Annotated in this window: 13 protein-coding genes; 6 read left to right on the forward strand and 7 right to left on the reverse strand. The window is 48.3% G+C overall.

Features of this window, described 5'->3' with window-relative positions:
* Positions 1-46: 46 nt before the first annotated feature.
* Genes GC178_09480 through GC178_09490 form a run of 3 tightly spaced genes read left to right on the forward strand, consistent with a single transcriptional unit; the run spans position 47 to position 3557 of the window.
* On the forward strand, positions 47-1720 hold the full coding sequence (locus GC178_09480) for a hypothetical protein (protein ID MBI1287797.1): 1674 nt from the start codon (positions 47-49) through the stop codon (positions 1718-1720).
* A complete protein-coding gene (locus GC178_09485) occupies positions 1711-3012 on the forward strand; it encodes an AMP-binding protein (GenBank protein MBI1287798.1) in 1302 nt (433 codons plus the stop codon). Before GC178_09480 ends, GC178_09485 begins: the two co-directional genes overlap by 10 nt.
* Positions 3009-3557 (forward strand): hypothetical protein, encoded by a 549-nt coding sequence (locus GC178_09490; GenBank protein ID MBI1287799.1) that lies wholly within the window; start codon positions 3009-3011, stop codon positions 3555-3557. The genes GC178_09485 and GC178_09490 overlap by 4 nt, the downstream gene beginning before the upstream one ends.
* Here GC178_09490 and GC178_09495 read toward each other — a convergent pair.
* Positions 3554-5992, reverse strand: coding sequence for a TonB-dependent receptor (locus tag GC178_09495; GenBank protein MBI1287800.1), 2439 nt, complete (start codon positions 5990-5992; stop codon positions 3554-3556). The two genes, GC178_09490 and GC178_09495, sit on opposite strands and share 4 nt — an antisense overlap.
* Positions 5993-6133: 141 nt before the next feature.
* Here GC178_09495 and GC178_09500 point away from each other — a divergent pair, with 141 nt between their 5' ends.
* Complete coding sequence (locus GC178_09500) at positions 6134-6757, forward strand: hypothetical protein (GenBank protein ID MBI1287801.1); 624 nt, start codon at positions 6134-6136, stop codon at positions 6755-6757.
* A gap of 28 nt (positions 6758-6785) precedes the next feature.
* A complete protein-coding gene (locus GC178_09505) occupies positions 6786-7454 on the forward strand; it encodes a TIGR02453 family protein (protein MBI1287802.1) in 669 nt (222 codons plus the stop codon).
* Here the strand turns inward: GC178_09505 and GC178_09510 are convergent.
* The 3 genes from GC178_09510 to GC178_09520 form a co-directional block, all read right to left on the reverse strand.
* Positions 7451-9397, reverse strand: coding sequence for a T9SS type A sorting domain-containing protein (locus GC178_09510; GenBank protein ID MBI1287803.1), 1947 nt, complete (start codon positions 9395-9397; stop codon positions 7451-7453). The genes GC178_09505 and GC178_09510 overlap by 4 nt on opposite strands.
* A 126-nt stretch (positions 9398-9523) precedes the next feature.
* A complete protein-coding gene (locus tag GC178_09515) occupies positions 9524-10096 on the reverse strand; it encodes a protoporphyrinogen oxidase (GenBank protein MBI1287804.1) in 573 nt (190 codons plus the stop codon).
* Entirely contained in the window at positions 10048-10230 is a 183-nt protein-coding gene (locus tag GC178_09520) for a hypothetical protein (GenBank protein ID MBI1287805.1), read from the reverse strand. The genes GC178_09515 and GC178_09520 overlap by 49 nt, the downstream gene beginning before the upstream one ends.
* A 195-nt stretch (positions 10231-10425) precedes the next feature.
* Between GC178_09520 and GC178_09525 the strand changes: the two genes are divergently transcribed.
* Complete coding sequence (locus tag GC178_09525) at positions 10426-11607, forward strand: hypothetical protein (protein ID MBI1287806.1); 1182 nt, start codon at positions 10426-10428, stop codon at positions 11605-11607.
* 6 nt (positions 11608-11613) lie between these two features.
* Here the strand turns inward: GC178_09525 and GC178_09530 are convergent, their stop codons facing one another.
* The 3 genes from GC178_09530 to GC178_09540 all read right to left on the reverse strand — a co-directional run bounded on the left by GC178_09530 (position 11614) and on the right by GC178_09540 (position 19101).
* Positions 11614-15363 (reverse strand): PKD domain-containing protein, encoded by a 3750-nt coding sequence (locus tag GC178_09530; GenBank protein MBI1287807.1) that lies wholly within the window; start codon positions 15361-15363, stop codon positions 11614-11616.
* Positions 15364-15442: 79 nt separating this feature from the next.
* On the reverse strand, positions 15443-16477 hold the full coding sequence (locus GC178_09535; GenBank protein MBI1287808.1) for a response regulator: 1035 nt from the start codon (positions 16475-16477) through the stop codon (positions 15443-15445).
* Positions 16474-19101, reverse strand: coding sequence for a response regulator (locus GC178_09540; GenBank protein ID MBI1287809.1), 2628 nt, complete (start codon positions 19099-19101; stop codon positions 16474-16476). The genes GC178_09535 and GC178_09540 overlap by 4 nt, the downstream gene beginning before the upstream one ends.
* Positions 19102-19204: the final 103 nt, after the last annotated feature.

Here is a 19204-nt window from a genome sequence, read left to right on the forward strand (position 1 = left end):
AAAGTAACCAGTTGAAACGGTTGGCAAATTTTAACTTCGGGGCGAGATGATGAAGTGGCTGAGAAAGATCCTATTTGTGCTTACCGGCTTGGTGTTGGTCGGGTGGCTGGCATTGCAGCTATCATACAGCTTGCTGGAACTTGATCCACCTCACGTGAAGGAGATTCCGATCTCGGAGAATTCCGTGACCGAGAAGAGTGGAACGCGTATTCTCAACAATAGCTGGTACCACCAGAATCAATACGGGCTTTGGGAAGCGTACATCGAAGGAAAACCGTACGAACGCGGAAGAACTTTTGGACTACTGGCCGGAGAACAGATCGTTTCGCAGGAAGTCAGTTTTATCGCACAGATACGCAAGTTGATTCCATCAGAATGGTTCCTTAATACGTTGAAATACGGTATCGTTTTCTTCAACAGGAACTTGGATGAACACGTGACCGAGGAATACCAGAAAGAGATTTATGGTGTTTCTGAATCGTTTTCGGATGATTACGATTTCATTGGTGAAAAATACAGCCGCATTCTCAATTACCACGCGGCTCACGACATCGGTCATGCGCTTCAGGATCTGAGTATTGTAGGCTGCACCAGTTTTGCCGCTTGGGACCGTTACAGTGCAGATTCTTCGCTTGTCATCGGGCGGAATTTCGATTTCTACATGGGCGATGATTTTGCCAAGGACAAGATCATTCTGTTTATAAAACCTGATAGCGGTTACGCATTCGCCAGCATTACGTGGGCGGGTTTTATGGGCGTGGTTTCGGGTATGAATGAACATGGTCTGACTGTGACCCTGAACGCAGCAAAGAGTTCAATTCCGAACGGAGCGAAAACACCTATTTCGCTTTTGGCAAGGGAGATTCTGCAATATGCAAGAACCATTGACGAAGCCTATGAGATTGCGAAATCGCGCAACACGTTTGTTTCCGAATCCATTCTGGTTGGTTCTGCTGCAGATCATGCGGCAGCCATCATTGAGAAATCACCTGACCGAATTGACATCTATCGACCAAATGACACGCGTTTGGTGTGTGCCAATCACTACCAAAGTGAGGCGTTCCGAAATGACCCCGTCAACCTGAAAAACATAGAGGATTCAGACTCGGAATACCGATTCAAACGGATGAATCAGCTGATTGATAGCACATACCCGATGAACCCAGAAAAATCGGTTCAAATCCTTCGCAATCAGAAAGGACTTGATGGTGCTGAACTTGGAATGGGAAATCCGAAAGCGATCAATCAACTGTTGGCGCATCACGGAGTTGTTTTTCAGCCAGAGAAACGATTGATGTGGGTGAGCACGAACCCGTTTCAGTTGGGTGAATTCCTTTGTTACGACCTTAATAAAGTTTTTTGGAAAAAGGAAAAAGAAAAAAGATCGGAAGTTTCGTTTGTTGATTCACTCACAATTCCCGCAGATGAATTTCTTCAATCGAAAGATTTCCAACGCTTTCTTCGCTACAAGCAATTGAAAAACCGATTGTTCGATAAAGTGGCATTGGGCAAAGACATCGAATGGAATGATGAGCTTGAGCAGGAATTCATAAATAGCAATCCTGAAAGTTACATTACGTATTCTATGCTCGGTGATTACTATCTTGAGCAGGGCGATTTGCCTAAGGCCAAAACGTATTATGAAATGAGTTTGAGCAAAGAAGTGGCCTCAAAACAGGAAAGGGAGAAAATTGAACAGAACTTGAAAGAATGCCTCTAAACCAATTGGAAACCAGCGCATTGGCGCGAGAGAATTACTGGCTGAAAGCGCTGAATGAGCATATTGCTTATCTGCGAAAGAACAGTTGGTACTATAAAGACCAATTGGTTTGGGCTGGGCCAGAGGCAAGTGAGCTGGAGGAACTTTCCGACATCAAGAATTTCCCGTTTACGGAGAAGGATGATATTGCCAGCCGCAATCAGGATTTTCTGTGCGTGCCCATGCAAAAGGTGCGAGATATCGTCACCACATCTGGAACGTTGGGCGGTTCGGTTGCCAGTTTTCTGACCGAGAAAGACCTTAACAGACTCGGTGAAAATGAAGCGGGTTCGTACCGTTTGGCAGGCTGCACAAGCGAAGACACATTCCAATTGCTGACCACCATCGATAAGCGTTTTATGGCGGGTTTGGCCTATTTTCTTGGTTCAAACACACTTGGTGCGCGGATGATCCGTTCGGGACCTGGCGCGTTGCAGTTGCAATGGGAAAGCATCCAGCGTTTTGAGCCAACCGTGCTAATTGCGGTGCCGAGTTTCATTCCACGATTGATCAAGTATGCACTCGATAACGGCATTGACCCGAACAAGAGCTCGGTAAAGAAGATCATCTGTATCGGTGAAGCCATCCGTGACGAGAAACTTCAACCGAACTTCTTGGCCAAGCGCATTACGGATCAGTGGAATATGCAGTTGTTTTCAACGTATGCGAGTACCGAAATGGCCACGGCTTTCACAGAATGCGAGGCGGGGAATGGCGTTCATCTTCAGCCAGAACTCATGTTTGCCGAAGTGCTGAATGAGGATGGCGAGCAGGTGAAAAATGGTGAGAGCGGGGAGGTAGTGGTTACGCCTTTGGGCGTGGAAGGAAGTCCTGTGCTTCGTTTCCGAACGGGAGACATCTGTCATTATTACGATGATCCATGTTCTTGCGGAAGAAACACGCCACGCTTAGGACCTGTGATCGGGCGCAAGCAACAGATGATCAAACTGAAAGGAACTTCACTTTACCCGAATGCCATCATTGACGAACTGAATGCCATGAAGGAAGTGGTGAATTTCGTGGTTGAGTTGCAAAGTGATGAACTTGGTTTGGATGAAGTGGTGATTCGGGCATTGCTGCAAGGCGAGAACGCCCAAACCAATGTTTTGGAACATTTGAGTGGTAAATTGCGTGTAAAACCAAGGTTGATCCTCGCCACAAATGAGGAGATCAATTACTTGAAATTCGATGAGAACGAGCGGAAGCCGCGGATTCTGATTGACAAAAGGTCAACGAAAACCGATGATGAATGAGAACACTTCTACTTGTTTTATTGACGTCCGTAGTATTTAGCGCAGCCGCTCAGAACACCGAAGGGTACGAGATTCGCGATGGTCGCATCGGCATCAGCGTTTACGTTCAAGACACGTTGCTCGATTTCGGAAGCAACAAACTGTGGCTGTTCATCGATTATCACTCCAAACGCATCAAGATAAAAGTGGATCCGACCACGTTCCATTGTGGTGTCGATTCGCTTGATGAGAAACTGGAAAACGGAAATTTCCGGTCGGTAACCTTCGATGGTGTTCTGGACATCGACCGACTTTCGGTTCAGGCCAAGGCACCGCAACATTTTGAGATAGAGGGAGACCTTGAATTGAATGGTGTGACACAGCAGATCATCATGATGGCCACGTTGAGCGATTTCCGACAGGGACCGAACATTGAGTGCCTGCTTTACATCCATTACGACATGCTTCTGAGGGATTTCTATTTGGATGAGACGCTACCGAATTTCGGAGAATCGGCCTGTATTGAAATGTTGCAGACCTTGAAATTGCCTACCGAGCGCGATTAATAGCCATCGTCCATTTCGCCACCGCCAGCATTGCCTCGGTCGCCTCGGTCGCGCTTCTTTTTCTGATTAAGACGATAGGTGAAACTGAGAACGAACTGGCGTTTTCGCCATTGAAAATCGTTGGTGGAGTAGAGCGTGGGCGTATCAATTTCCCAACGTCTTTTACGCGAATTCAGAATGTCCTTCACGCTGAACGTAATGGTGGCATTGCCTTTCAGCACGTCCATGGTCAATCCCGCGTCCCACCAGGTCATGCTCAGTGTTTTTCCCTGCGGTGTGTTCTGCGGAGCCTGATACATGACAGCCGTTTGCAGATCCAGTTTTTTCAGGATCGTCCATTTGCTTGTAAAGCGGCCGTTGGCGCTGAAGGTTTGGGCATAGAAGGATTGATCCTCATACTTACCATCGGTCACCGAGTAAAAAATGTTGGCGTTGAGCGTGGTGCGCCACCACTTAAAGAGGCCGTAAGAGAAATTGAACTCGAAGCCAGCTGAATTCTGCTTGCTCAGGTTGATCGGATACGTGACAATAAGACCCGTAGAATCAGCTTGCGAAATACGCTGAACCACGCCATCGCTGTGGCGGTAATAGATGCTGGAAAGCAGCGTGCCTTTCTCCCATGTTTTCAGATGGCCGAGTTCCACAGAATGTGTGAATACAGGTTGAATGTTAGGGTTTCCTGAACGGAAATTCCGATTGTCCGACAAACTGAAGAACGGAAGCAGATCGCGGAAACGCGGACGACTGATCCTTCGGCTGTAGCTCAGTTGCAGCGAGTTGTTTGAACCGAACTCATAGCTCAGATGTGCGGAAGGGAAGAAGCTGATGTAACGCCAATGGTGCTGTTCAGCTGTTTTGATCAATTGGGTGGTGATGTCCGAATATTCAGCACGCAATCCTCCTTGGAGTGAGAACCGTTTGATCTTGCCGCTGGCCATCAGGTAGCCGGCATACACGTTCTCATCAAAGATGAAATTGTTGTCGTACTTGTTCAGAATTTCCCACGCGCCTGTGGAATCATTTTTTTGGTCCACCTGATACTTGTTGTCAATGCGCCTGAGCGTGGCCTTGGCGCCCGTTTCCAGTTTCACTTTCTCCCCGAAAGGGTGAACATAATCGGTCTGGAAAAGCCAGTTGCGTTGGTTTTCCGTATTGGCAGTTCGCTGATCGAGCCTATAATCCGGGCCGACCTCGGCCAGATCGGCATTGTCGATGTCATCACTTACGAACCAGCGGACGTCCGCGGTCAGCAGTTGGTCTTCGGTTTTGAAGGTGCGCCTGAAATTGAGATTGGCTTCAATGTTCTGTTCCTTTTCAGATTCATCCTCGGTGCGGTCAACCGTTCGCGACACGATTCCATTCTCATCAATGTCGGTGTATTTCAATGCGCTGTGATTGTCGTTCCACGAACGGTTGTACATGCCCGAAGTCGTGAGCGTGGTTTTCTTATCGATGAAATAATCAATGCCGAAGCGGCCGTTGGCCGAAAGTCCGCCACGCATCTGGTTCCGCGTGCGGTCGTAGGCAAACGTGGTGTCTGTCTGAAAAAACTTCTGATACGAATCCCCAACTCCAGGGCTTTTTCGGTATTGGATTCCCGCACTTCCGAAGAAGTTCACTTTTCCCGTTCGGTAGTTGAGATTGGCAGAACCACCGTAGTTGTGCGGATAACCGACATTCACATCGAACGAGCCGTTCAGCCCCGCTCGTTTGTCTTTTTTAAGAACGATGTTCAAGATGCCTGCATCGCCTTCCGCATCGAATTTTGCAGAAGCGTTGGTCACCACTTCAATGCGTTCGATCATGTTGCCTGGCAGTTGCCGCAGCGCATCCTGTGTGCTGATGCCCGTCAATCCCGAAGGTTTGCCATCGATGAGAATACGGACGTTGGAACTTCCGCGCAGACTTACGGTTCCATCCACATCTACCGTTACACTCGGAACGGTCTGGAGAATTTCCTGCGCATTGCTTCCTGCATTGTTCGGATCCTTGCTCACGTTATACACCCTGCGATCGAGTTTCATTTCCATGTAACTCTTCTCGGCATTCACCACCACCTCATCAATGAGTTCGGATTTGGGCTCCATGCTGAGTTTTCCAAGATCGACATCCGCTTGGCGCAGATCCACATCCATGGTCTTATTGGCGTACGAAATGAAAGAAGCGGTCAGTTCGTACACGCCAGGCCGTACCTGTAGTTCAAAATGGCCTTCGAGGTCGGTTGCCGTTCCGCGCAGGAACGTGGAATCGCGCTTCGAGCGCAACGCCACCGAAGCATACGGGATCGGATTGTCCTTCTCATCCAGCACAATTCCCGAAACGGTCCGTCCCATTGGGCGTTCTCCATCACCTCGGCCCGGTTGTTGCGCAAATGCGCGATGCAGGCCAAGCATCATCAATACGAAAAGGAAAACGCGCATACTTCTTGGAAACATAAGCCGTTACGACTATGGCGGAGGTCGATGGTTTAAAATGAAAATCCGCGCAAGATTACTTGATCGGATGATCGATTGAACGGCAGCCAAAACATAAAAATGAATCGTTGTACTTTCGTGCAGACCCTAATGAATAACAGTATGAAACGAATTGTATTTCTGGCATTGATAGCGAGTCCGTTGATCTCTTTCGGTCAGCGTACCATGAAGGATTTTATGAACGAAAATTGCGATGTGGTCTGGTTCGGTTTGGATTTCACCAAAGCGAGGATGATCGGAGAAGAGGGGTTCCACGATCCTGTGGCCATCAAAGAGGACTATTTCCGCAAGTGGAATCATCTGATGATATCTGAAGGTGACAAGTACGAATGGGGAAAAGCGCTTCTGATCGCAGACCTGAAATACGATTATGGCGTAGTGGATGTGGTCAACGACCAAGTGAAAGTGAAATCGTTGGTCATCAATAAATCTTACAGTATTTCGGAAGATGACATCAAATCCGCGGTGAAAGCCTACACCATCGAAGATTACAAGGACGGCATTGGTATTGTGATCTTGGTGGAATCGTTCGATAAGATCAAGGAGCAGGGTTTCGGATATCTCACATTCTTCGATATTGGCACCAAACAGGTGTTGTACACGCACAAATTGATCGGAGATGCAAGTGGTTTCGGATTCAGAAATTATTGGGCGGGTGCCATTTACAACTGGCTCAAGTATACCCGAGGAAGAGTTATGAAGGACATCAAGAAGGAATTCAAGTAATTTTCAGCCGAATTTCTATCTGACAAAAATGCCCTATTTCACTCCCGATTTCCTCGATTTCTTTAAAGAACTTGCTGCGAATAATAACCGAGATTGGTTTACCGAAAACAAGAAACGCTACGAACGATCGGTAAAAGAACCGTTCAATGTCTTTGTGCAAGACGTCATTGATCGAGCAGCCAAGACCGATGACCGTTTTGCGGGACTTGCGAAAGATGCCGTCTTCCGAATTTACAAGGACGTACGTTTCAGTAAGGACAAAACACCTTACAAGTTGCAGATGGGAGCGGTGATCGCGCCCGGAGGCAAAAAGGATGTCACCTCACCCGGAATGTATTTGGAGTTGGGACCGGAGCATTTCCGTTTTTACAGCGGGGTTTACTTGCCCGACAAGGACGTTCTTCAACGCATCCGGGAGTATATTCTCAAGAATCTCACGGAGTTGGACAAACTGCTTTCAGACAAGAAGTTCGTGGAGAATTTCGGTGAGTTGAGAGGGGAGAAGAATAAGATCCTCCCGAAAGAATTCAAGGCTGCGGCCGAGAAACAACCATACCTTTTCAACAAGCAGTTCTACTTCTTCGCAACCTTGCCACCGGAAACCATTCTGGAAGAAAACCTTGCAGATGTGGTGATGAATTACTTCAGCGCCAGCGAACCGATGCGGAATTACCTTTCTAAAGCCATTGGTTCTTAATTGCGTAGAACGCGGAAGGTCTTTTCCGCAGTTTCACCTTCCACTTTGATCAGATAAATACCAGCTCTCTCAGGAAGAGTTATTCCACCGTTCGGATAGCGGTTGAAAGATGCAATGAGCTTTCCGTGCATGTCGAACACTTCAATGTTTTTCACGTTTGGCACGTGATCTCCGCGTAGCCGAACCACCCCATTTTCGGTAGGATTGGGATATGCGGTTATGCTCCATTCCTGTGCTTCGATGACATTGGTGACCACCGACATGTTTACAATGGAATCCGCAGCAACCAACACAGGCATGCGATCGGCATTGGAATACATGTTCTCAAATGCATCAATGGTCGGTGTGGAAACTGCAAACATCTCTTGCATCCATTTAGGTGGTGCCGACTGATAGAAAACCTTGGCCGAAACTCTGATCGAGCCGTTGTATCCGTTCAGTGGAACGTGATAACGTACCACGTCCGTTCCTGAACCTTCAAATCCATCGAAGTTGAAATCGGTATCATTGAGAACCGTCCCGTAAACAGCGGTCGTATCGTAAACGCTGTGCGAAGTAGTAAAACCTATCGGCACCAGCCGATTGTCCTTAATGGTGCTGTAAGCGCGCTCCAGCACGGTTGTCACATCTCCGTTCACATCGCCCATCACCATTTCATAGATCTGAACCTGCTGTTCATCGGTAATGACGTTGTAATGCGGTTCGTAGGTAGCGTTCTGTCCAAAAACCTCGTAATCGGGTTGCAGAACACCGGATTGGAAGAGTGTGTCTTCATTCTCCTTCACTACCAAAAACTCAATATACGCTCTGCGCGAAGGGTAACCCGATGGGAATTTGTGTCCGGCCAAATTCTCCAACCGGACCTCAAAATATCCGGTGTCATGGTCGAAGGTGTTGAACTGCAGGTCGAGGTTCATGGTCTGATGTTGGAGTTTGTGCTCGGTGCGCGCAATGGTGGAGTCCATTATGTCATCCGATGCCGCAATACTGAGCACTCCAGCGTTCTGTTTCATCAATTTCAGCATGAAGCTGTTGCCGCCCACCAGTTCGTGCTTAGAGAAAGGCGAACGCCCGAACAGTTCGGCATAGTTGGCAGAGATCACCACTTCCTCTGCAACAGTTGGCATGTGGCAGCCTTGGCATGTGGTGGCATTGGCCTGGCCATCGTTGTAAGATGAGTTGAGCCATTCGTGGTAGGTTGCCTGCTCAATGAAGGTCTGTCCGGTAAAATTCCCATCCAGGTCAACGCTTTCGGTAAGCAATGTGTGGCATCCCGCACAGAGACCACCATCCAAAATGTGGCTGCTGTAAACAGGAAGGAGACCGACCAGATCCTGCATAGGCGGTTCAAACGGTTTTTCAAACGGTCCGTAGGCGAGCGGCTGCGGAGCAAAGTTGAGGTTTCCGGAGTTCAGACTGCCCAACTGATGTGACGACTGTTTGTGGCATGCGAGGCACGAAACCCCGTCCAACCCCAACGAGTCGGTTTCGAGGTCGGCAATGCCGTACGGTCCAAGGTTGAATTCCTGGTACGAATATCTACCAAGAGGTGCATGGCACGAGGTGCATTTGTCTTCCAACGCCTCTTGGTGTTGCGGGTTTACCGTCACTTCATGGCTTACTTTGGCACGCCAGAACGGGTCCTTGGCCGAGTTGGCCATCATGGTGCCGCGCCACATGCTTACCGGGCTGATGTCATGTCCCATTTCATTGACGTTGGCATGCATCGTTTCATCCATTCCATGGCAGCCATCGCAATTTCCCGAACCTTTGAAATACCCGTTATCGCTAAGCGGAAGACTTACACCATTGTCCCGGAAAAAATCCAACTCATTTGGACCGTGGTAAGCCTGTGCATCTGTCCATTGGTAGTTGGCGATGGCCGCGAGATAGGCCACTCCGCAGATGACAAGTATAATGGTAGGTTTAAGCAAACGCTGCATACAAAACAGTTACGAGGGCTCTAAAATACCTGTTTTGAGCAGAGCCTATTTGACCGACCTAATACTGATACTCGGTAAGTTGAATAATCGGAAAGTTAATAACCGATTTTACCAAAAGACGATCATTTACTGATGACAGAACTCAGTCATAAATCTGTCCAAGGCATCCCAATCGGTGTATTCGTGATCTTGAGTAGTATCCGTTGATTCTCCTGTGCTCTTAGCGATCTGCTTCATCACCTGCCGTTTCAGCCAATTGTATTCCACGTACTTCAAAGCTCCGGCCACGTGCTCAATTCGCTGTGGTCCCCAGCCGGTTTCCTCTTCAAACTCCCCAACCCATTCTTGCAGTTCGCTGGCACTCTCTTCGGTCAGGTGTGCTGCCGCCATGCTTACAGAAACGAACGCGTTGGGTCGCTCGCTCAGAGCCTTGGCATTTTCTGTGGCATAATGGACCAGGGCCGACTGATATTTCATCATATGCACCGAGCCTGCGAGTATTACCATATCGAAACCGTGAGGAGATGGGGGGTATTCTATGGCGTTATAAGCGGTAACCTCCACACCATTGGCTATGGCGCATTTTTCCAAATGACGCACCACCTTGGCGGTCTGACCCTCTGTGGTGGTATAGATGATCAATAGTTTCTTCATGATAATAGATATTGGAATGAGTGGTAAACCAAGAATGCAGGCCATACCATGGCTTTCAAAAAACCGACCACGCCCATCCAGAATCCAACCGAATGCGAAATGAAATAAACGGCCGCACCAATGAAACCGAGGCCATATACCGCTCCGCCAGATGCATGATTTTGATAGTGTTGTTTCATAGGTTCAATGAAATTCGATTCGAAGGTGAACACCAATTACGTTGGCTGTTCTGATGTTCGTCAGATACAGGTGTGATTTAACGCAATGGTCATTTTTAAACGCTTCTCGCAAGATCGGTCCGTGGAATTGTCGTTCATCAGATAATCGTGAAATGTTTGTTGCAGCGGGCTTGCGCTCCCTACCTTTGGGGCGGTATGCGGTTTCTTCTGATCACCTGTTTTATGGGAATCGGACTGCTCGTCAAGGGACAGTCAGAAGCGTTGTATCTGTCAGAGGCAGACATTCAACGCATTATTCGTGTTCCCGAAAAAGTGGATCAGACCATCCGCCAATTGGAACAGCGTTCAGATACTACCTCATCCCTTGCCGAAAAGGTTTCGCTTTTACATACGGCCGTGCTGCTCGAATCCTATTCGCGTAATGCCAATTGCGAATTGAGCTTGGTGTATGATAGGATCTCGGAATTATTGATGCAGATCAATTCTGCCGATGCGGCCATCCGATCTACACACAAAGCTATGCAGCTGGCCGATCTCTGTGGCAGCTTCAATGAGGCCGAAGAATACAATCATCTGGGCAAACTCGGTAGCTTTTTCCTAATCAGCGATCAGTTGGACAGCGCATTGTATTACTTCCGAAGGGCTGAGAACTATGCCGACACCATAGCCAATCCGATATGGCATGCTTCGTCATACAACAACTTAGGAATGGTATGGACCCGATTGGGAAACGCGGACTCTGCATTCACCTGTTTCAATAATGCCATTTTCGGGTTGAATGCTGCAGAGCCGGAACACCAGCGGTTGCTCGGAAACATTACCGACAATCTTGCGCAATGGCATCAGGTAAATGAAGATGCCAACGTTGCATTACAGTTGTATAACGAGAACATCAAGCGTTATCTGGCCTTCCACGATTCGCTACAACTGGTGAAATCCTACCTGGGGAAGGCCCGATCGTTAATGTTGCTCGGGTCCATGCAGGAAGCAAAGACACAGTTCGATTCCGTATATCCATTGCTTTTCGGAAAGGAAACTTTGGACATCGATGAGCTGGAGCAGGCCATTACCTATTGGAAGTTGTTCCGAAAATTGAATGTTGGATTGAATGATTCGGAAGAACAGCTTCGAGCAGCAGACAGCACCAATGCATGGCAGCAGCGATATTTTCTTCGTAAACAGGAAACCCAACGTTTGATGATAACCACCCTGATTGAAGCGGAATTTGCCCGTGTTCAAAGAGAATGGGACATTCGAAAAGAACTGAGAAAGGAGCAGCGCAATGCAAAAAGATGGTTTCGCATCGTGATTGTCGTGTCCATAATGCTTCTTCTACTTTCTGTGTGGTTGGGGTATTGTCTGTATCGGAAAAAATAGAACAGGTCAGCGCAAAACATTCACATTTCCAGTAAAGCGCCTTTCGTTTCCTTCCCAATCAGTTACGAGGAAGACATAGATGTAAACACCTACTTCCACAGGTGCACCTCGGTAGTTGCCGTCCCAACCAGCACCATTGTCAACTCCGTAAAAGATTCGTTCGCCCCATCTATCAAAGATGGACATGGACACGGAGGTATAACCTTCTCCATAACCTTTGAACACATCATTTCTGCCATTCTGATTTGGGGTGAACGTGTTCGGGATGAAGAATGAGAAGTATGGCTCCACAATTACTTTACCCATGGTTGCGTCAGTACAGCCATAAGCAGTTTCCACATGAAGGTTCACCGAATAACTTCCCGTGTCTGAATACGTGTAAGTAGGGTTGGTGAGAGATGAGATCTGCCCATCTCCGAACATCCAGTTGTAGAGGACAACATTGAGCGTGGACTGGTCGGTAAAGTCCACGGTTGGATCGACCATGTTCACAGTAGATGGCTCACTTTGAAAAGCTGCTGTTGGCAGCGGATATACAACAATGGTCGCTTCGGCCGTGTCCTCACTTGCACAACCTTTGGACGAAACAGTATTCAAACTGACATCCAATGTATCTGGCGTAATGCCATCGGCACCTTGGTAATTGTGGGTGAATGATGGATTCGATTCAGAGCTTGTCTCACCGTGCCCCAATTGCCAGTTCCATTGTGCAATACTGTAAGGCGAAGAGATGGAACTCTCATCGTTGTAGTCAACGGTCAGCGGCTCGCAACCTTCAGTTTTGGAAAGAGATAGGGCAACCTGAGGTCTGTCATAGACCTCTACCGTTGCGGTTGTCATATCCGTGCAGCCGTTTGCTGTTTCAACAGATAATTGCACCGAATGCATGCCACTTGTTGTGAAAACATGGGTAGGTTCTTGATCTGAGCTTGAGACGCTTGGCTCTATCAACCAATCCCAAGAAACGATAGAATCTCCCCAAGTGTTGTCGATGGTGGATGATTCGAGCAGCTGGATTTCATCATTTAGGCAATGACCGGAAAGAGGGTCGATGACAGCAACCGGATTCGGGTAAACCAGCGCGGAACCCAAACTCGTATCGGCTTTACATCCCACCGAAGTGGTCACGGTCAGCGTGGCGTCATAAGTTCCTGGTTGATTGAAGGTTATGGTCGGATTCTGTAACGTAGAAGTTTGTCCTGAACTGAAGACCCAAGACCATTGTGTAAGCGGATACGAACCAACAGCCGTTGAAAGGTCGGTGAACTGATTGGCTGCTTGATGACACACGCTGTCCCATGTAAATAGTGCAATTGGCAACGGATATATTTCCACGTTCTCTTGGGTTGAATCGATACATCCATTGTCAGAGGTAACGATCAGCGAGACAGTATAATTTCCAGCCGCAGGATAGGATTGTGGAAGAGGTTGCTGCAAAGACGAAACGTTTCCGTTCCCCAAATTCCAACTCCAACCCGCAATAGAGCCAGATGGAATGGTTGAAGCATCAGATACGGTCAATGGGTCATCCAAACAACTATTGGAAAGGCTGATGCCCGAAGCAGGTTGCGCGTAGAAGCTCAGATTTGTTACCAAAAGGCTGTCGCATCCGTTAGGCGTGACCAACGAATCATTGTAGCTGCCAACCTGCGACTTCCAGGTTCCTCCGGTCAGGATGGAATCACCCACACATACGGCCGTGTCAATGATATGAACGATCAATGGCAGAACCGTCAGGTCGGTGATGATGACGCTGTCGCAACCGAAAGAAGTTGAAAGCGTGTCATGGTAGATTCCCGTCTGTGTCTGTTGCGAACCTTCTGCCAAATAGCTCTGCCCAGAACAAATACTCGCACTCAAATTGACGACAGGCGAAGGATTTACAGTAAGATCCGTGTTGATGATGCTGTCACATCCCAATGTTGTCTGTAACGTATCGGAATAGGTGCCACCAGTACTTACCGCCATCCCGCCAGGTAAGGTGTAGGTCGTTCCATCACAAATAGAAACAGACTGGTTGCTGCTGAACACAGGATTCACGGTCAATTGGGTAGTGACGACACTATCGCAGCCATAGATCGTGCTAAGTGTGTCTACATAGGTTCCAGCGCTGCTTACGGAAATTCCACTCGGCAAGACAAATTGCTCTCCCTGACAGATGGTTTCTGTTGAAGATGATTGCTCTTCCGAATGCTGAGTGGTGAGGGAAACCACATCTGTGTATTCGCAGCCATAAAGATCGGTGATGTGGTAGGTGTATTGTCCTTCTGCAAGATCGGTAACAGAAGTGGTCGTAGCGTTCAATGGCGCATCCCAAGAGATGGAATAGGGTGGTGTGCCGCCACTGATGGTGACATCTATTTGGCCATCAGAAAGCATGCTACAGCTTGGGTCTGTCACCGTCTCATTGACAACCAGTTGCGGCATGGTGATGGAAATGTCATCCAAGAAATTTCCTACGCCTTGACTGCCACCAGCGGCCGAAACGGAATTGAACCTTAACGAATAATTGACCTGCGGGATGGGAGGGAAGGTGTAGCTGACCGTATAATATTGCCAGGCCGTATTTCCAGTTGAGAACGTTCCGAGATTGACATACGGGCCACCGATGGGACCAACGCTCACGCTCATCACATCGGTTCCTGCGCGGCCACGATGTGCAAACGAAATATCGACAGTACTTCCAGGCAACGCCTGAAAATCCTGATAGAGAGTAGAAACAAGGTTGGCGTTCAGCTCAATGAACTGGTTTCCTGAATAGGCAGGCACGCCATTGAACCCCGTTCCCCAAACTTCTACCATTTGGTCGGATGCGGTGGTGTTCCAACACGGAACGTTGCTTTGGTTGAGAATGGTGTAGCTTCCTGGAGAGGTTACCTGTTGGTCTTCAAAATCGGTATTGCAAAGTAGGTTGCAGGAAAGGTTCGGAGTGCAATCTACTATGGTGACATTTACACTCACAGGGTCGCCCGTACAACTTCCATCTGTTACGGTCAGCGTGTATTGGCCATCATCGGCCAAGGTCGAATTGGAGATGAGCAGGTTCTCATCGGTACTTGAAAAACCGTTGGGACCTGTCCATTGAAAAGTAGCGTTAGCGGAGTAGTTCCCGCTTGGATTTATTGCAATGTCATCGCCTTCACAGAGTGTTTGATCCTGAAGCGGGTCAACGAATGCCAATTGGTCGGTAACCACAATATTGTCGATTCCGAAATACGTGTATGTACCCGCATTATTGATGCAAGGCACGAAGTTCAGATACGTGTAATTCTGCGATGGATTCAGTTGAATGGAGAGCGTTTGCCACGTATTTATATTGGTGATGAGTGGCGATTGCCAAAGAAGTTCCTGATTGTCGCAATTGGTGTAGCCACCATAAATGCAGATGTATCCGTCATTCACGCCCTGGTTGTTGTCCACCCAAAATTGATTGCCCGGCAGATTCAACGGGACAATGCTCACGTCCATATTGAAATTCAGCTGACTGCACGCACCCAATCCATTGGTGAAATTGGCCGATACCGATTCTGTGTGATGAAACCCCAAATAGGTATTCCCATCAGATGGTGTCTGTGTAGTGCCCCAAAAACCTGGTTGAATATCGGGCGAACCAGAACACATGAACCAGTTCGGGGGTACGGCTCCGCTTGCAGGAGTCCCCTCAAACGAAGGGTTCTGGAAAACGGGTTGCGCTTGGAGTGTGAGAACGCTCCAAACGGTTGTCAGGAAAATGAAATATGTCTTTAGGAAAGACACGTAAGGGGTTCAGATTCAGGGGTTATGCTGCTTTAACGAAAAAAGTGGGTTTAGGTTGGCTTGACCCAAACCGGCCAAATCATTTCAAAGTTACGCTAACCAACGACATTTCTCCCTTGCCTTTCAGGTCGGCTTTACCGAGCGGTTCAAGATGAAACCGATCAGAAGATAGGAGAGAGGCCGTGTCTTCCGTAATGGTTACGCGCATCGGGTGTCCATTGCTCTCAACCCGCGATGCAATGTTCACATTATCTCCCATGATGTCGAACTGACAACGGGATTTACCAACCACCCCAGAAATGATCGGTCCTGAGTGGATGCCGATACGGCATTCCCATTTCAATTCGTTCTCTTGATTGCGCCTGTTCAGGTAGTCGATCATTTCCAACGCGGCCGTTACCAGTTTTTCGGCATGGGCATTATCCGTTTTTGACCCGAGTCCTGCCGCTGCCATGTAGCCGTCTCCCAAGGTTTTTATGCGCAGCCCACCATTGGTGGTCACGATCTCATCGAACTCGGTGAATAGTTCGGTCAGTTCGTTTACAAGATGGGTCGGGTCCAAACGCGATGCGATGGTGGTGAAGTCCACCAGATCGCAGAACATGATGCTGGTATGCTGGTGAATGACAGGCGTGTAACTGCCTGTGGTTTTCAGTTCCTGAATGACCGTATTGGGCAGGAGGTAGCGAAGCAGTGCATCGGCCTTTTTCCGTTCTTCCTGAAGGTCTAAGTGTGTTTTGATGCGCGCACGCACCACCTGCGCGTTGAATGGTTTGGATATGAAGTCGGCACCACCGATGGCAAACCCTTTGGTCTCGTCCGAAGCCTCATTCAGTGAAGTGAGGAAGATGATCGGTACAGGCTCGGTCAGTTCGTTTTCCTTCAGGATCTTACAGGCAGTATACCCGTCCATTTCGGGCATCATCACATCCATCAGCACGAGGTCAATGGTGGCATCGCGCGTCACAATGTCAACCGCCTTCTGTCCGTTCTTGGCCACTTTGATGCGGTAATCGTCTTTAAGCAGGGCGGTGAGAAGCTGTAGATTCTCAACCGAATCATCCACGATCAGAATCGTCTTCCTGTCGGAAATGGCCAACCCGAAATTGCTCATTTCTTTACCGTTTCGAGTTTCTCGGCAGCTTCGTCAAACTCCATCTCCTCCAAAAGCTCGCGCACTTCGTTCATGGTCGCGGCATTCGAACCGAAATCGTGTTTACCCATGGCTTCGTTCAGCACGTCAACTGCTGAAGGATCATTATCAGCAATTCGCTTTTTTATGGATTCAAGCAGCGCTTCAAGCGCTTCCGATGCGATGATGGGAAGTTCAGCATCTTCACTGGTTTCATCTGCTATTTTCCCTTTTATGACCGTGCTGAGTTTTGAAACGGTCGTTCCCAGATCTGTTGCTTCCACGTAAAGCATGTCAACATCCAGATCTTCGGGAGAATGGAATGAATGCGACAATGAGCGCGCCCGTTTTCCCAGATCGTGCGCTCCTATGTTGCCGACAACCCCCGCCAACGCATGCATGTAAGAACCCAATTCGTCTGCATTTCCTTCTTCCACAAGTTGCAACACCTGTTTGTTCGCGTCTGCATACTTGTTTGCGAAAAGCAGAAGGATCCTGTTGTAAAATTCTACTTTGTTGCCACAGCGGCTAAGACCATCCTTCACGTCAATGCCATCAATTGTGGGGAAAATGGTCGGCCTCTTGCTTTCCGTTTCCTCTGTAGGCTGGTTGATCTCATCCTCTTCAATTTCAGAGAAAACCTGTTTGTCCGAAAGAAAATTGACCAGCACCTGGTAGAGTTTCTTTGGGTTGATCGGCTTGGAGATATGTTCGTTCATACCTGCCGCAAGGCTTTTCTCGCGCTCGCCAGCCATGGCATGGGCCGTCATTGCAATAATTGGTTTGCTGTCGTGGATTCGCATCTCGCGGATCTTCCGTGTGGCACTCAATCCGTCCAATACGGGCATTTGAATATCCATCAGCACGCAGTCAAAATCATCTTCCTGCAACATGTCTATGGCCAATTGCCCATTGGCCGCGTGGGTTGTTTCAATACCCACGTCCTTCAATAGCTCGATGGCGAGTTCGGTATTGATCTCATTGTCTTCAACCAAAAGCACGCGTTTGCCTTTCAGCAATTTATTGAAGTGGTCAATGTCGCCAGACTCAGCACTCCCGCTAAGTGTAGCAAATTTGTTTTTGTAGAGCGCCTTCTGAATGGCATCGAAAAGAACAGATGGGCTGATCGGTTTCACCAGAAATTCATCCACCAGATCCTTGTTATGAGCCGCAATACCAATATTATCCGCGCCATAGGCAGACACCATCAGCACGCTCGGACTCGTCTTCACTTTTTCCCTGTGCAGCAGTTCAAGCATTTCAATTCCATCGAGGTCGGGCATCGACCAGTCGGTTACGATAAGCGAGATCGGTTCTTTCTCCGATTCCCTGCGGTAAAGTTCAATGGCATCGTTGCCATTTTCTGCTTCCAGCACATCAAATCCGAAGGAGAGCAACATGTCCTTCAGCACTTTGCGGGCAGTATCAGAATCATCCACCAGCAACACGCGGATGCCATCCAGACTTTTAGGACGTTTTGCTTTTGCCACATGTTCGGCATCTGCGTATGCGAGGAATGCATCGAAATAGAACTCACTTCCATTTCCAGCCTCGCTTCGCACTTTGAGTTTTCCGTCCATCATTTCCACCAAACTGCTGCTGATGGTAAGTCCTAAACCAGTTCCTCCGAACTTACGCGTGGTGGAAATATCTGCCTGCTGAAAGGCCGAGAAGAGCAATTGCTGTTGTTCGGGGCTTATTCCAATACCACTGTCAGATACCGAGAAATGCAACCAGATGCCTTCGTCTTCTGCTTTCTTGGTGCGACAAATAAGTTTCACATCTCCCTTTTCGGTGAATTTCACCGCATTGTCCAAGAGGTTGAGCAATACCTGACGGATGCGCAGCGGGTCGCTTTTCAGCTCGTGAGGAATGCTTCTGTCAAACTCGATGATGAATTCGATGTCGCGTTTCTTGCGGAGCTTTACGTTGACCAGTTCGGCCACATCATTCACCAACGATTCCAAGTTGAAATTGACCGAGTCGAAAGACAACTTTCCTGCTTCGATCTTCGAGAAGTCGAGAATGTCGTTGATGATCTGCATCAGCGACTCGCTGCTACGTTGGATCTTCAGCAGGTTCTCACGTTGCTTTGGTTCCAATGCGGTCTTGAGTGTCAGATAACTCAATCCGATTATGGCATTCATCGGAGTTCGTATCTCGTGGCTCATGTTGGCCAGAAAATCACTTTTGGCACGATTGGCCGCTTCAGCCATCTCGCGCAGGGCGTTCATCTGGTCGTACTTCTCCTCCAAAATGTCATTCTGAAATTTGACCACGTCCAATTGTCTTCCACCGAACGAGGCGAACAGACCGAGGAAGACAGGCGCGGTGTCAATGATCCACAGAAGGGGCGCCATGCGCTGGCTTTCGATCAGGTGTTGCCAACTGGTGTCTCCAAATGTGGCATAGCTCTGAATGAGTGTTCCGATAATGGGAAAACAGCAACCGAAAAGGGCACCGTACAGCGCAAACTTCACCAGTTCTGAAGTCTCCTTCTTGGATTTTCTAAGGTCGGTCAATTCGGTGGTGCGGATAGCACCGAAAGTTAAGGAACAATCTGCTGTTAGCGTTCCGAACCGTTTAGAATATCTGACAAAAGTCAACCATTAGGTAGTTCAACATCATCTTCTCTGCGAATTTCTTGGAAGATCTTTATCGAGAATCACGTAGCACGATCAAACAAACGCACTTCATCGTTGTTTCACA

The organism is Flavobacteriales bacterium (genome assembly GCA_016124845.1).
Taxonomy (GTDB): Bacteria; Bacteroidota; Bacteroidia; order UBA10329; family UBA10329; genus UBA10329.